This window comes from Dyella sp. A6, assembly GCF_036320485.1.
GTDB lineage: Bacteria > Pseudomonadota > Gammaproteobacteria > Xanthomonadales > Rhodanobacteraceae > Rhodanobacter_A > Rhodanobacter_A aluminiiresistens.
Genome location: NZ_CP132911.1, coordinates 1,516,414 through 1,530,531 on the forward strand (window position 1 = coordinate 1,516,414; position 14,118 = coordinate 1,530,531).

At 65.0% G+C, this 14,118-nt stretch carries 15 protein-coding genes and 1 tRNA gene; 10 read left to right on the forward strand and 6 right to left on the reverse strand.

All coding sequences use genetic code 11. The features are described from left to right. Positions 1-6 precede the first annotated feature (6 nt). From hflD to RA164_RS06600, 3 genes are read right to left on the reverse strand one after another with little or no spacing between them, the layout of a single operon-like run. Complete coding sequence (gene hflD / locus RA164_RS06590) at positions 7-630, reverse strand: high frequency lysogenization protein HflD (protein ID WP_329743498.1); 624 nt, start codon at positions 628-630, stop codon at positions 7-9. A 10-nt stretch (positions 631-640) separates the two neighbouring features. Further along, the gene (gene mnmA, locus RA164_RS06595) at positions 641-1,783 is read right to left on the reverse strand and encodes a tRNA 2-thiouridine(34) synthase MnmA (RefSeq protein ID WP_329743161.1); all 1,143 of its coding nucleotides are present in this window, start codon (positions 1,781-1,783) and stop codon (positions 641-643) included. After that, complete coding sequence (locus RA164_RS06600; protein WP_412731090.1) at positions 1,780-2,181, reverse strand: NUDIX hydrolase; 402 nt, start codon at positions 2,179-2,181, stop codon at positions 1,780-1,782. The genes mnmA and RA164_RS06600 overlap by 4 nt, the downstream gene beginning before the upstream one ends. A 201-nt stretch (positions 2,182-2,382) precedes the next feature. On the opposite strand from RA164_RS06600, the gene clpS reads away from it, so the two are divergent. Both clpS and clpA read left to right on the forward strand, forming a co-directional pair. After that, the gene (clpS, locus tag RA164_RS06605) at positions 2,383-2,709 is read left to right on the forward strand and encodes an ATP-dependent Clp protease adapter ClpS (protein ID WP_329743163.1); all 327 of its coding nucleotides are present in this window, start codon (positions 2,383-2,385) and stop codon (positions 2,707-2,709) included. Between the two features lie 62 nt (positions 2,710-2,771). Further along, positions 2,772-5,045 (forward strand): ATP-dependent Clp protease ATP-binding subunit ClpA, encoded by a 2,274-nt coding sequence (clpA, locus tag RA164_RS06610; protein ID WP_329743164.1) that lies wholly within the window; start codon positions 2,772-2,774, stop codon positions 5,043-5,045. 101 nt (positions 5,046-5,146) lie between these two features. Here the strand turns inward: clpA and infA are convergent, their stop codons facing one another. Both infA and RA164_RS06620 read right to left on the reverse strand, forming a co-directional pair. Continuing rightward, on the reverse strand, positions 5,147-5,365 hold the full coding sequence (infA, locus tag RA164_RS06615) for a translation initiation factor IF-1 (protein WP_008209748.1): 219 nt from the start codon (positions 5,363-5,365) through the stop codon (positions 5,147-5,149). Between the two features lie 96 nt (positions 5,366-5,461). Continuing rightward, positions 5,462-5,737, reverse strand: coding sequence for a polyhydroxyalkanoic acid system family protein (locus RA164_RS06620; RefSeq protein ID WP_329743165.1), 276 nt, complete (start codon positions 5,735-5,737; stop codon positions 5,462-5,464). Between the two features lie 97 nt (positions 5,738-5,834). Between RA164_RS06620 and RA164_RS06625 the strand changes: the two genes are divergently transcribed. From RA164_RS06625 to kdsB, 5 genes are all read left to right on the forward strand, one after another. Continuing rightward, a complete protein-coding gene (locus RA164_RS06625) occupies positions 5,835-6,614 on the forward strand; it encodes an FHA domain-containing protein (RefSeq protein ID WP_329743166.1) in 780 nt (259 codons plus the stop codon). Between the two features lie 92 nt (positions 6,615-6,706). Beyond that, on the forward strand, positions 6,707-7,792 hold the full coding sequence (serC, locus tag RA164_RS06630; RefSeq protein ID WP_329743167.1) for a 3-phosphoserine/phosphohydroxythreonine transaminase: 1,086 nt from the start codon (positions 6,707-6,709) through the stop codon (positions 7,790-7,792). Between the two features lie 76 nt (positions 7,793-7,868). Then, on the forward strand, positions 7,869-8,957 hold the full coding sequence (pheA, locus tag RA164_RS06635; RefSeq protein ID WP_329743168.1) for a prephenate dehydratase: 1,089 nt from the start codon (positions 7,869-7,871) through the stop codon (positions 8,955-8,957). Further along, entirely contained in the window at positions 8,954-10,264 is a 1,311-nt protein-coding gene (gene aroA, locus RA164_RS06640) for a 3-phosphoshikimate 1-carboxyvinyltransferase (protein WP_329743169.1), read from the forward strand. Before pheA ends, aroA begins: the two co-directional genes overlap by 4 nt. 86 nt (positions 10,265-10,350) lie before the next feature. Continuing rightward, a complete protein-coding gene (kdsB, locus tag RA164_RS06645) occupies positions 10,351-11,124 on the forward strand; it encodes a 3-deoxy-manno-octulosonate cytidylyltransferase (RefSeq protein WP_329743170.1) in 774 nt (257 codons plus the stop codon). A gap of 10 nt (positions 11,125-11,134) precedes the next feature. Here the strand turns inward: kdsB and RA164_RS06650 are convergent, their stop codons facing one another. Continuing rightward, positions 11,135-11,293, reverse strand: a complete 159-nt coding sequence (locus RA164_RS06650; protein ID WP_329743171.1) for a hypothetical protein — start codon at positions 11,291-11,293, stop codon at positions 11,135-11,137. 74 nt (positions 11,294-11,367) lie between these two features. Here RA164_RS06650 and uvrC point away from each other — a divergent pair, with 74 nt between their 5' ends. The 3 genes from uvrC to RA164_RS06665 all read left to right on the forward strand — a co-directional run bounded on the left by uvrC (position 11,368) and on the right by RA164_RS06665 (position 14,007). After that, complete coding sequence (uvrC, locus tag RA164_RS06655) at positions 11,368-13,209, forward strand: excinuclease ABC subunit UvrC (protein ID WP_329743172.1); 1,842 nt, start codon at positions 11,368-11,370, stop codon at positions 13,207-13,209. A gap of 69 nt (positions 13,210-13,278) precedes the next feature. Further along, entirely contained in the window at positions 13,279-13,875 is a 597-nt protein-coding gene (gene pgsA, locus RA164_RS06660; protein WP_329743173.1) for a CDP-diacylglycerol--glycerol-3-phosphate 3-phosphatidyltransferase, read from the forward strand. Positions 13,876-13,931: 56 nt separating this feature from the next. Then, positions 13,932-14,007, forward strand: a tRNA-Gly gene (locus RA164_RS06665). The last annotated feature ends 111 nt before the right edge of the window (positions 14,008-14,118 follow it).

Consider the following 14,118-nt stretch of genomic DNA (forward strand, 5'->3'; position numbering starts at 1 on the left):
ACAACGTCAGCGATTGTCGAGGGTGGCGCCGGTCAGCAGGCCGCGTGCCAGCATGCTGCAGCGCTTGCGATGCAACAGCAGCTGCCACTGGCGGCCTCCGATCTGCTGCCAGAGCACGGCCGAGCGGACGCCGGCCAGCAGGCTGGCGCGCACCCGCTCGACGATGGCGCTTTGCTGCAGCAACTGCGGGTTGCCCGTCACCATCACCCGTGGCCGTAGCGTGGACAGGGTCGAGGCATAAAGCTCGGCGAGTCGACCGATGACCTGGGGCGAGCCCAGCCCGAAATGGTCGACCTGGCGTTGTGCCGTGACGATGCCCTGCTGCAGTTGGTCCAGCAGGCCGTGGCGCGACGACAGGCTGCGTTCCAGTCTGAGCACGGTGACGGCCATGCGTGTCACGGCCATGTCGCGGCTGTTCTCGTCGAGCTGCGCGATCAGGGTGCGCAGGCCCAGTCGGACATTGCCGACATTGCCGTAGACCCCGACCACGGATGGTGCGTCGATGCGGAACACACTCTGCAAGCTGGCTTCCAGCGCCTGTTCATCGCAGCGGCCCTCGTTGGCCAGCTGCTGGGCCAGGGCGGTGGCCTGGAACAGGCCGGCGAGAGCGAGTACCCGCTCCTCGGTCATGGCAAAGGCATCAAACACCGTCGTTTCGCTCTTGTTTCAAGGGGGAGTGTTTCAAGGGAGGTGGCAGGCCGCCGAAGGCCGCATCGGTGGCAGCGATCACGGCGCCGCCGAGACAGGTCTCGCCGTCGTAAAGCACGACCGACTGCCCGGGCGTCACCGCGCGTTGCGCCGTGTCGAAATGGATCTCCAGGCGATCGGCATGCACCGTGACTTCGCAGTCCTGGTCGGCCTGGCGGTAACGGGTCTTGGCCGTGCAGCGGAATGATGCGGCCGGCGGCTTGCCGGCAACCCAGGTCGGTGTCTCGCTGCGCAGGTGGTGCGAGTCCAGCCAGTGATTCGCGTTGCCCTGGGCCACGTACAGCACGTTGCTGGCGACATCCTTGCCTACCACGTACCAGGGCTCGCCGCTGGCATCCTGACGTCCGCCGATGCCCAGGCCGTTGCGTTGGCCCAGGGTGTAATACATGGCGCCCTGATGCTCGCCGACCAGGACGCCGTCCGGCCTGCGCATCTCGCCGGGGCGAGCCGGAATGTACTGGCTCAGAAACCCGCGGAAGTCCCGCTCGCCGATGAAGCAGATGCCGGTGGAGTCCTTCTTGGCATGCGTCGGCAAACCGGCCTCGCGCGCCATGCCGCGCACCTGCGATTTCTCGATCTCGCCGACCGGGAACAGGGTGGCCGCCAACTGCGACTGGCCCAGTGCATGCAGGAAATAGGTCTGGTCCTTCGAGACGTCCACCGCGCGCAGCAGACGATACATGCCATCACGACAGTCGACGCGGGCGTAGTGACCGGTGGCGATCTTTTCGGCGCCGAGCGAGCGGGCCTCGTCGAGAAAGGTCTTGAACTTGATCTCGCGATTGCAGAGCACGTCCGGGTTGGGCGTGCGACCTGCACGGTATTCGTCGAGGAAATGTGCGAACACGCCATCCCAGTAGGCCGCAGCGAAGTTGCGCGCATGGAACGGGATGCCGAGTTGTCCGCATACGGCCAGGGCATCCTTGCGATCGGCATCGGCAGTACAGGGGCCGTAGCGGTCGTCCTCTTCCCAGTTCTGCATGAACAGGCCTTCGACCTGGTAGCCACGCTGCTGCAACAGCAGGGCGGCGACCGAGGAGTCGACGCCGCCGGAAATGCCCAGCATCACTTTCATGGTGTATCCGGGCCAGGGATCCATCGGAGCGTGTCCAGCGGCAGCCGCGAACCGGCCAGCCAGGCATCGATGCTGAGCAGCACCAGCGGGCTGCGCAGACGGTCGCCCAGTGCCTCGATCTCGTCCCGGGTGAGCCAGAGCGCTTGCCGGATGCCGTCGTCGAGCGGGCGCGCCGGCTCGTGGCTCAGTGCGCGCGCCGCGAAACTGAAACGCATGACAGCCTCGCCGTGCTCGGTGCTGCGCCACTGATGCACGCCCACCAGGGTCGTTATCTCGACGGTCCAGCCGGTTTCTTCCAGTGTTTCCCGGGCGGCGGCGGCGACCAGGCTTTCGCCATCGTCCAGGTGACCGGCAGGCTGGTTGTAGGCAAGGCGGCCGTTCACCTCTTCTTCCACCATCAGATAACGCGCGCCGTCGGTGACGATCGTCGCCACGGTGACATGCGGGCGCCAGCGCTCGTTGGGGGGTGGGGATGGCACGATGCGGAGCAGACGGGACTGGAAAAGTGTGTATTGTGCCATTACCTAGGGGCGCGTGCCTCGGCTGGAATGGTGTTGCCGCGGCGTATAATCGGCATCGAAACCTTCCCCAGAGACGATATGGCGCACGAACCCGAACACGAGCATGGCAACGGTCACGGTCTGGCCGTGGAAACCTCGCGCCCCGAGGTGATGCGGCCGCCGTTGTTCCAAGTGGTGCTGCTGAACGATGATTTCACCCCGATGGACTTCGTGGTCGAAGTACTGCGCAGTTTTTTCGGGCTTGACCAGGAACGTGCGGTGCAGGTGATGCTTCATGTGCATACTCGTGGTAAGGGTGTGTGCGGCGTCTTCACCCGCGAGGTGGCGGAGACCAAAGTGACCCAGGTGAACGAATATTCACGCGCTCATCAGCACCCTTTGTTGTGCACTATGGAAAAGCTCTGAGCGCCCCCATTTCGTAGCAATCGCGGCAGTACCGCACAGCTACCCAAGCGGAGAAGGTCCGGATGTTCAGCAAGGATCTCGAAGTCACCATCGGCCATTGCTACAAGCAGGCCCGTGAGCAACGCCATGAATTCATGACGGTGGAGCACCTGCTGCTGGCGCTCACCGAAAATCAGTCGGCGCTCAGTGCCCTGCGGGCCTGCGGTGTCGATCTGTCGCGCCTGTCGGCCGACCTGGAAAAGATCATTGCCGAGACGGTGCCGGTGCTGCCCCACGGCGACGAGCGCGACACCCAGCCCACGTTGGGTTTCCAGCGCGTGCTGCAGCGGGCGGTCTACCACGTGCAGTCCTCGGGGCGGAAGGAGGTCACCGGCGCCAACGTGCTGGTGGCGATCTTCGGCGAAAAGGATTCGCATGCGGTGTACTTCCTGCACCAGCAGGAGATCACCCGGCTGGACGTGGTCAACTACATTTCCCACGGCATCGCCAAGATCGGCGACGAGCCGGCAGTCGGTGCACCGGGTGCCGCCGAACGCGAAGGCGAAGAGGGCGGCGAAGGCAAGGGCAACCCGCTCAGCGAATACGCCAACAACCTCAACGAGTTGGCGCTGGAAGGCCGGATCGACCCGCTGATCGGTCGCCAGGACGAGATCGAGCGCACCATCCAGGTGCTGTGCCGCCGGCGCAAGAACAACCCGCTGTACGTGGGCGAGGCCGGCGTGGGCAAGACGGCCCTGGCCGAAGGTCTGGCCAAGCGCATCGTGGACGGTGAAGTGCCGGAAGTGCTGGAGAATGCCACGATCTGGGCGCTGGACCTGGGCGCACTGGTGGCCGGGACCAAGTACCGCGGCGACTTCGAAAAGCGCCTGAAGGCGGTGATCGGCCAGCTCAAGAAGCAGCCGGGGTCGATCCTTTTCATCGACGAGATCCACACCATCATCGGTGCCGGTTCGGCGTCGGGCGGAACCATGGATGCCTCGAACCTGATCAAGCCGATGCTGGCCTCGGGCGAGTTGCGCTGCATCGGTTCCACCACCTTCCAGGAGTTCCGCGGCATCTTCGAGAAGGACCGCGCGCTGGCCCGTCGCTTCCAGAAGATCGATGTGGTCGAGCCCTCCGTGGCCGAAAGCATCGAGATACTCAAGGGGCTGCGCAGCCGCTTCGAGGAACACCACAACGTCACCTATACCAACGAGGCGCTGAAGGCCGCGGTCGATCTGTCGGTCAAGCACATCCCGGATCGCCTGCTGCCGGACAAGGCCATCGACGTGATCGACGAGGCGGGCGCACGCCAGCGTCTGCTGCCGGAGGACCAGCGCACCGGCACGGTCGACGTGGCCGAGGTGGAATACATCGTCGCGAAGATGGCGCGGATTCCGGCCAAGCAGGTCTCGGCCTCCGACCGCGATGTCCTGAAGAATCTCGAGCGCAACCTGAAGATGGTGGTGTTTGGCCAGGACGCGGCGATCGAGGCGCTTGCCGCGTCGATCAAGATGGCCCGTTCGGGTCTGGCCGATCCGTCCAAGCCGATCGGCAGTTTCCTGCTGGCCGGTCCCACCGGTGTGGGCAAGACCGAGGTCACCAAGCAGCTGGCGATGCAGCTCGGTATCGAGATGATCCGCTTCGACATGTCCGAGTACATGGAAGCGCACTCGGTATCGCGCCTGGTAGGTGCGCCTCCCGGCTACGTCGGCTTCGACCAGGGTGGCCTGCTTACCGAGGCGGTGACCAAGCATCCGCACGCCGTGCTGCTGCTCGACGAGATCGAGAAGGCGCATCCGGACGTGTTCAACATCCTGCTGCAGGTGATGGACCATGGTGTGCTGACGGACACCAACGGCCGCGAGGCGAATTTCAAGAACGTGGTGCTGGTGATGACCACCAATGCCGGTGCGGCGCATGCGTCGCGGCGCAGTATCGGCTTTGTCGCCCAGAGCCACGTGACCGATGCGATGGAAGTGATCCGTCGCACGTTTACGCCGGAATTCCGCAACCGGCTGGATGCGGTCATCCAGTTCAATGCGCTGGATTTCGAGCACATCCTGCGTGTGGTGGACAAGTTCCTGATCGAGCTGGAAGCCCAGCTGGCCGAGAAGCATGTCGCTCTCGATGTCGACGCCGATGCGCGCCGCTGGCTGGCCGAGCACGGTTTCGACCCGCAGATGGGTGCGCGGCCGATGGCTCGTGTCATTCAGGAAAAGGTGAAGCGCGCGCTGGCCGACGAGCTGCTGTTCGGCAAGCTTGCCGACGGCGGCAAGGTGGCGCTGGGCGTAAAGGATGGCGAACTGCAGGTGGTCACCGAAGCCGCCGAAAAGGTGCCGGCGGTCGTCGAGTAAGCGAGAGGGTGCCGGCTGGCAGTGCCCAGCTGGCACCTGCATCGGGCAAAGCAAAAGGGCCGCGCACAGCGCGGCCCTTTTGCTTGAATCGAGTCCCGCGATTACTTCATGCGGTAGGTGATGCGGCCCTTGGTCAGGTCGTACGGCGTCATCTCGATCTTGACCTTGTCGCCAGTCAGGATGCGGATGTAATGCTTGCGCATGCGGCCGGAAATATGGGCGATCACCACGTGACCGTTTTCCAGTTGCACGCGGAACATGGTGTTGGGCAAGGTCTCGAGGACCGTGCCTTCCATTTCGATGACGTCGTCTTTGGCCATGTGTTCCCAGGGGCTGCGGGCAGCCGTCGTGGCTGCGTAAGCGGGCAATTATGCCACGACCCGACGAATGGTTAAAGATTCATCAGTCCGCTCGTTTCAGCGGAAGTGTTCGTCCAGCTTGCGCTGGATTTCCTGCTCGACCATGCCTTTCAGCGGCGCCAGCATCAGGCCCAGCTCAGCGCTTACCCTGACCTGGTCGGGCGATACGCTGATGCCTCCCTTCACGCCAGGGCGGGAGAACGCGAGGGTGTCGCCCTCCCAGTGGCTTTGCATGCCGAATTTCTCGCGCATGCGTTCGGCCACTTTTTCTACGACCGCACGCGCGTCGGCCAGCGGAAGGGTGTGGGGGCGGCGGATGTCGATGCTGGGCATGTGGGAGTCCTGAAGGCGGGGGCCACATGATACGGGAGACCCGGCTGCAAGATGCCGGGCGTCTGCTAGAGTGCCGGGATCAGAAAGCGGCCCATCCATGCGCATCGAGTTCACCCATTCCGCCCGAGAGAGCTTTTCGTGGACGCAGGCGCGGTTGCGCATCGGCAGCGCCCCGGACAACGACCTGATACTGGCTGCGGATCAGGCCAGCCCGCATCACCTGTGCATCGAGCAGGATTCTCGCGGTCTCGTGCTGCGTGTCCTGCCGCCGGCCGGTCGCATCTACGTGAACGCACGCCCGGTCCGTGAGCGGGCACTGCTCCGTGTCGGCGACATCCTGAGCATTGGCACCTGCCGCATGCAGCTGTGCGCCGATGAGGATCCCGCCGTACGCAAATTGCCGGCAATCGCCCAGCGCCAGCGCTGCACCGTGGCATTGCGTGCCGTGGCCGGCCCGCTGTCGGGCCGTGTCTGGCCGTTGCGCGAACGACTCGAGCTCGGACCCGACGGGACAGTGCCGCTGGAGCTGCCGCAGGGCGAGACCGGTTCCATGCGCATCAGCTGGCGTGACGATGGGCAACTGGTGCTGGATACCGGCAGTCAGGTGTCCTCGCGCTATCCGTTGTACCTCAACGGGTGTTCGCTGAAGCGTCCGCTGCCATTGGCGCCCGGCGACCAGCTTGGCCTGGGCATGCACCGTTTTGTCATCGATGCGCCCGGCATGCAGCCGGAACCGGAGATCGTGCTTGCCGAACCGGTTGCCCGGAAAGCCCTGCCGGAAGATGCGGCCGGCCCGCGGGGCGAAGTCTGGTGGCTGATCGTCACGGCGGCGCTGATCGCATTGATCATCGCATTGCTGCTGGTCGTGCGCTTCTGAAGCAGACGTTGCCGGATGTGCCGAATCGCCATTGACGGCCGAGCGTTGCGGCACGCCATAATGCGGCCAGTGCAATCACGGGAAGCTCAGCGGTGAGTCAGGTCTGGAATTTCAGCGCGGGTCCGGCAGCCTTGCCGCGGCCGGTACTCGAACGTGCGCAGCGCGAGCTGCTGGACTGGGAAAGTAGCGGTGCTTCGGTGATGGAACAGTCGCACCGGGGCAAGCGCTTCATCGCTATGGCCGAGCGGGTCGAGGCCGACCTGCGCAGCCTGCTGGCGATTCCTGACGATTATGCCGTGCTGTTCCTGCAGGGCGGCGCCACCCAGCATTTCGCGCAGATCCCGATGAACCTGGCCGGCGAGGGCGGCTGTGCCGACTATGTGGTCAATGGCCACTGGGGCGCCAAGGCCGCCAGCGAAGCCGCACCCTACGTGCGAGTGAATGTCGCCGCCAGCAGCCAGTCCGATCACTATCTGCGCCTGCCGCCGCGTTCCACCTGGACCCTGGATCCGAACGCGGCCTATGTGCATTACACGCCGAACGAGACGATCCATGGCGTGGAGTATCACGACGTTCCCGATGTCGGAAATGCGCCGCTGGTGGCCGACATGTCCTCCAGCATCCTTTCCGGCCCGCTGGACGTGTCGCGCTTTGGCCTGATCTACGCCGGTGCGCAGAAGAACATCGGGCCGTCGGGGCTGGTGCTGATGATCATCCGCCGTGATCTGCTGCAGCGGGCATCCCGGCCGATGGCCAAGATTTTCCGTTATGCCGAGCATGCGGCTGCCGACTCCATGCTCAACACGCCCAATACCTGGGGGTGGTACCTGGCCGGACTTACCTTCCAGTGGCTGAAGGACCTGGGCGGGCTGGCGGCGATGGGCGAACGCAACCGCATCAAGGCGGAACGCCTGTACGCGGCGATCGACGGCTCGGGCGGCTTTTACCGCAACCCGGTGGATGTGGCCGCACGCTCGCGCATGAATGTGCCGTTCACGCTGCACGACAGTACGCTGGACACAGACTTCCTGCGCGAATCCGAAGCGGCCGGTCTGCTGGCGCTGAAAGGTCACAAGGCGCTGGGCGGCATGCGTGCATCGCTGTACAACGCGGTTCCGCTCGAGGCGGTCGATGCGCTGATCGGCTTCATGCGCGACTTCGCAGCCAGACACGGTTGAAACGGGAGACATCGGGCCTGCTCTCAGGCATCATGACGACTCACTATTTGGACGGCTTTACCGCCAGATAAACGATATGAGCGAAACCAAGACTTCGTTGTCCGATGTGCGCCAGCGCATCGACAGCATCGACCGGCAGATCCAGGAGCTGATCTCCGAACGTGCCAACTGGGCACGCGAGGTGGCCAAGGTGAAGGGCGAGGGCCTGTCGGCCATCGACTATTACCGCCCCGAGCGCGAGGCCCATGTGCTGCGCATGGTGGTGGACCGCAACCAGGGTCCGCTGTCCGATACCGAGATGGTCCGGCTGTTTCGCGAAATCATGTCGTCCTGCCTGGCGCAGGAAGATCCGCTGAAGATCGGCTACCTCGGTCCCGAGGGCACCTTCAGCGAGCAGGCCGTGCGCAAGCATTTCGGCCACGCGGCCTATGGGCTGCCACTGGGCAGCATCGAAGAGGTGTTCCAGGAAGTGGCCGCCGGCCACGCCGACTTCGGCATCGTGCCGGTGGAGAACTCGGGGCAGGGCATGATCCAGATGACCCTGGACATGTTCCTTACCTCGGATGCACGCATTTGCGGAGAGGTGGAACTGCGGGTGCACCAGTGCCTGCACTCCATGGCCGGCCGGCTGGAGGACATCCGGCGTATCTATGCGCACGCGCAGTCGCTGCAGCAATGCAAGACCTGGCTGCGCATGAATTTGCCCGATGTGGCGTGCGAGGCGGTCAGCAGCAATGCCGAGGCCGCCCGGGTGGCGCGTCATGCCGACGACGTGGGCGCCATCGCAGGCGAAACGGCCGGCAAGGTCTACGGGCTGAAGACCCTGGCCACGGGCATCGAGGACCGTGCCGACAATACGACCCGTTTTCTGGTCATCGGGCGCTCGCTGTTCCCGCCTTCGGGCAACGACCGCACATCGCTGCTGGTCACCGTGAACGACAAACCAGGCGCGCTCTATGACGTGCTCAGTCCGTTTGCCAAACATTGCGTCAGCCTCAATCGCATCGAGTCGCGTCCGGCGCACTCGGGCAAGTGGCAATACGCTTTCTTCATCGATATATCCGGTCACATCCAGGACGAGACATTGCAGGCAGCCGTGAAGGAAATCGAGCAATCCGTGGCGCAGCTTCGCGTACTCGGTTCCTACCCTGTGGCGCTGCCGTGAGCGGGCGGCTGGATTGGCGTAGCGGCCCGGCCGGGCCGCTGCAGGGCAGCGTGCGGGTACCGGGCGACAAGTCGGTATCGCATCGCTCGCTGATGCTGTCGGCTCTGGCTGACGGCACCTCACGCATTCATGGCTTCCTGGAGGGCGAGGACACCCGCGCCACCGCAGCCGTGCTGGCCCAGCTTGGCGTGCGCATCGAGACGCCGGCGGAGGGGGAGCGGGTGGTGCATGGGGTGGGCCTGCATGGCCTGCGGGGCAGCAGCGAGGCGCTGGACTGCGGCAATGCCGGCACCGGCATGCGCCTGCTGGCTGGCCTGCTGGCCGGCCAAGCCTTCGACAGTACCCTGATCGGCGATGCCTCGCTTTCGAAGCGGCCGATGCGCCGGGTGACCGATCCGCTGGCCTCGATGGGTGCCAGGATCGACACGCAGGATGGCCTGCCGCCGTTGCATGTACGCGGCGGCCAACCCCTGCATGGCATCCGCTACGAGCTTCCGGTGGCCAGCGCCCAGGTCAAATCCGCGTTGTTGCTGGCGGGTCTGTATGCGCAGGGTGAGACCGAGGTGGTCGAGCCGCATCCGACCCGCGACTACACCGAGCGCATGCTGGCCGCCTTCGGCTGGCCGATCGCATTCGAGCCGGGCCGGGCACGTTTGTCGGGTGGGCATACACTGAAGGCCACCGACGTCGAGGTGCCCGCCGATTTCTCCTCGGCGGCGTTCTTCCTGGTTGCCGCCAGCATCGTGCCGGGGTCCGACCTGAGTCTGCCGGCGGTGGGGCTCAACCCGCGTCGTACCGGCCTGCTCGAAGCGTTGCGATTGATGGGGGCCGACATCCGCATCGAGAACGAACGCAGCAGCGGCGGCGAGCCGGTGGGTGATCTGCGGGTGCGCTACGCGCCACTGCATGGCGTCGAACTCCCGGAGGCGCTGGTGCCCGACATGATCGACGAATTCCCGGCGCTGTTCGTCGCTGCGGCGGTGGCCGAGGGGCGCAGCGTGATCCGCGGCGCGGCCGAGCTGCGGGTCAAGGAATCCGACCGCCTGGCGACCATGGCCACCGGCCTGCGTGCACTCGGTGCCCGTATTGATGAAACACCCGATGGCGCCGTCATCGAGGGTGGGCGATTGAACGGCGGTACGGTGGAAAGCCTGACCGACCATCGCATCGCCATGAGTTTCGCGGTGGCTGGCCTGGTGGCTGCTGGCCCGGTGCGGATCAACGACTGTCGCCATGTCGCGACTTCGTTCCCGGGTTTCATGGCGCTGGCCAACGGATGCGGGTTCGCGCTGCACGAAGCGGGCTGACCGATCTCCCCGGGCGGGTCCCGCTTGCGGGGCGCCCCGGTAACGGTGCGATGCGCTAGGCTGGGCGACCTTGCCACGAGGTCGCCATGTCCAGCATTCCTCCCTTCATTGTTGCCATTCCCGCGCGCTACGGTTCGACGCGCCTGCCGGGTAAGCCATTGCGCGAGATCGACGGCGTGCCGATGGTGGTCCGGGTGGCGCAGCGCGCGTTGCAGGCAGGCGCCTTGCAGGTGGTGGTGGCGGTGGACGACGTCCGCGTAGCCGACGCGCTGCAGGGGCAGGGCGTGGATGTACGAATGACGCGAGCCGACCATGCCTCCGGCAGCGATCGTTTGGCCGAATGTGCAGCATCGTGTGGCTGGGCCGACGACGCCATCGTGGTGAACCTGCAGGGCGACGAGCCGTTCGCGCCCGCCGCGGGCATCCAAGAGGTGGCACGCGCACTGGCCGCGGACGATGCGCCGATGGCCACCCTGGCAGCGCCGATCACGGACGCACATGAACTGTTCGACCCTAATGCAGTGAAGCTGGTACGTGATGCCCGCGGACGTGCGCTGTATTTCAGTCGTGCGCCGCTGCCGTGGGCGCGTGATGCCTTTGCGTCGAACCGCGACGTGCTTCCGGCCGGTATGCCATTTCTGCGCCACATTGGCGTCTATGCCTATCGCGCGGGTTTTCTCGCCCAGTATGCGCAACTGTCGCGTACCGCGCTGGAACAAGCCGAGTCGCTTGAACAGTTGCGTGTGCTCGAGCACGGCTACCCCATCGCGGTAAGGCTGACGCCAGAGCCGTTTCCTGCCGGCATCGATACCGAGTCTGACCTGCAGCGCGCGGAGCGCTGGCTGCGCGAGGGTCGTTGAACGAGCGAGGTCAGCGGCGCCTGCGCAGCAACGCGATGAAGGTGCCGCCCAGGGCCAGGCCCAGCAGCAGTCCGATACCAGCGCCCCACAGCGCGCCGTTGTCGCCGTCCAGTGCGGAGCCGATCAGCACGCCCAGCACGAACAACACCGGTATTGGCAGGCAACCCATGCATTCATCTCCGCAAGCCGTTATCGACGGGCCATGATACGGCTCGCGAGCCATGAACCGGCTAGAATCCGCGCATGCAGCCCACATCGTCGCCGGCCTTCGACGGCAAGGCCTTTGTCCGCACGCTGACCACTTCACCCGGCGTCTACCGCTATTTCGATGCGGAAGGCGAGTTGTTGTATGTCGGCAAGGCAGGCAACCTGAAGAAGCGCGTCAGCAGTTACTTTCTCAAGCCCAACATGCAGCCACGCATCGCCGCGATGGTGGCGCAGATAGCGCGCGCCGAAATCACGGTGACGCGCACCGAAGGCGAGGCGCTGCTGCTGGAATCGCAGCTGATCAAGTCGCTCAAGCCGCGCTACAACATCCTGTTGCGCGACGACAAAAGCTACCCGTACATCTATCTGTCCGGGGGCGAGGATTATCCGCGCCTGGCTTTCCACCGTGGTGCGCGGAATCTGCCGGGGCGTTTCTTCGGGCCCTATCCGAGCACGTTCGCGGTGCGCGAAAGTCTCGGCCTGATGCAGAAGCTGTTCAAGGTGCGCCAGTGCGAGGACAGCTATTTCCGCAACCGTTCGCGCCCTTGCCTGCAGTATCAGATCGGCCGTTGTACCGCGCCATGCGTGGCATTGATCTCGGTGCCGGACTACCGCGACGACGTGCGCCACGCCGAGATGTTCCTGGAGGGCCGCAGCAGCGCGGTGATCGACGAGCTGGCGGCCGCGATGGAGCAGGCCAGTGCCCGACTCGAATTCGAGCGGGCGGCGTCGCTTCGCGATCAGGTGGCGGCATTGCGCAAGCTGCAGGCACAGCATCACGTCCAGGGTGCCAGCGCCGACATGGATGTGATTGCCTGCCGTATCGAGTCGGGAATGGCCTGCGTGAGCGTGCTGTTTTTCCGTGACGGGATCAGCCTGGGAACACGCGATTTCTTTCCCCGCCTGCCACTCGATGCGGAGCCGGCTGATGTACTGGCCCAGTTCGTGGCGCAGTACTACCTGGATCGGCCGGTGCCGCGTGAACTGGTGCTGGGCGAAGCGCTGGCGGAGGAGGGCATGCTGGCCGAGATGCTGGCCCAGCAGAGCGGTCATGGGGTCGAGCTCAAGCACCGAGTCCGCGGCGAGCGCGCACGTTTCCTGCAGATGGCCGAGCGCAACGCGCAGGCTTCGCTGACCCAGCGCCTGGCCAGTCGGCAGACCCTGGGTACCCGTTTCGAGGACCTGCAGAAGCTGCTGGACTTGCCCGAGTCGCCGCGTCGTCTCGAATGTTTCGACATAAGCCACACCCGCGGCGAGTTGACCGTGGCTTCCTGTGTCGTGTTTGGTCCCGAAGGGCCCGAGAAGTCGCACTACCGGCGTTTCAACATCAGCGGCATTACTCCGGGTGACGATTACGCGGCGATGCATCAGGCGCTGACCCGGCGTTTCCGCAAGGTGGCCGAAGGCGAGGGTGCAAAGCCCGACGTGCTGCTGATCGACGGCGGCGACGGGCAGGTGGCGCAGGCGCTCGATGTTCTGGATGAACTGGAGGTCACCGGCATCCATGTCGTGGGCGTGGCCAAGGGGCCGGCCCGGCGCGCAGGCGAGGAGACCCTTATCCTGGCCGACCGGCCACCGGGACATCCTGGACGCGAGCTCCATCCCGGGTCCGCTTCGCCGGCGCTGCATCTGGTGGCCGCTGTGCGCGACGAGTCGCACCGCTTCGCGATCAGCGGTCATCGCAAGCGACGCGAGAAGGCACGCGAACGCAGTGTGCTGGAGGACGTCCCTGGCGTCGGTGCACGTCGTCGCACGGCGCTGCTGCGCACCTTCGGCGGCCTGGCCGGGGTGGAGGCCGCCGGCGTCGAGGAGTTGATGACGGTGAAAGGCATCGATCGCGGCCTGGCCGAACGGATTTACGCTGCATTGCACGGTTGAGATGGACAGTGGTCAGCCAGCCGATGACCAAACCGTGCGACACTGGACGGCGTAACTCGGACGAGAACCATGCGCATCAATCTTCCAACCTGGCTGACCTTGTTCCGCGTGGCCCTGCTGCCGGTGATGGTGGTCGTGTTCTATCTGCCGTTCCATGGACACAACATCACGGCGGCGATCGTGTTCATCCTGGCGGCGGTGACCGACTGGCTCGACGGTTATCTGGCCCGCCGGCTCAAGATGACGTCCGCATTCGGTGCCTTCCTCGATCCGGTGGCCGACAAGCTGATGGTCGCGGTCACACTTTTCCTGCTGGTGGAGGCGCATCGTGGCGGCTGGTCGAGCATCCTGATGGCCGTGACTGCGGCGATCATCGTCGGACGCGAAATCAGCGTTTCGGCTCTGCGCGAGTGGATGGCGGAGATCGGCATGCGGGCAACGGTGAAGGTTGCCTTCATCGGCAAGCTGAAGACCGTGATGCAGATGGTGGCCCTGGTGGTGCTGATCGTGCAGCACGAGAAGGAGGCCAAACTGCTCAGCCTCTACAACATCGGCGAATGGCTGCTGGTGATCGCGGGCATCCTGACGATCTGGTCCGGTCTTTACTATCTGCGTGCGGCCTGGCCGAGCCTGCAGGGCGAAGGGCGCGACGGTGGCGCAAAGTAAAAAGGCGTCATGGGCTTGACGATATGATTTCACGTATTAGAATGCGCGCCTCCGATGCGGGAATAGCTCAGTTGGTAGAGCACGACCTTGCCAAGGTCGGGGTCGCGAGTTCGAGTCTCGTTTCCCGCTCCAGATTCATGTCGAAGCCCTGGCCGATGGCCGGGGCTTCGTCGTTTCCGATGGTCATGATCATCGAACGCCGCGTCGCGACACGGTATGCACGCACCCGCGTTGCCGTTGCGT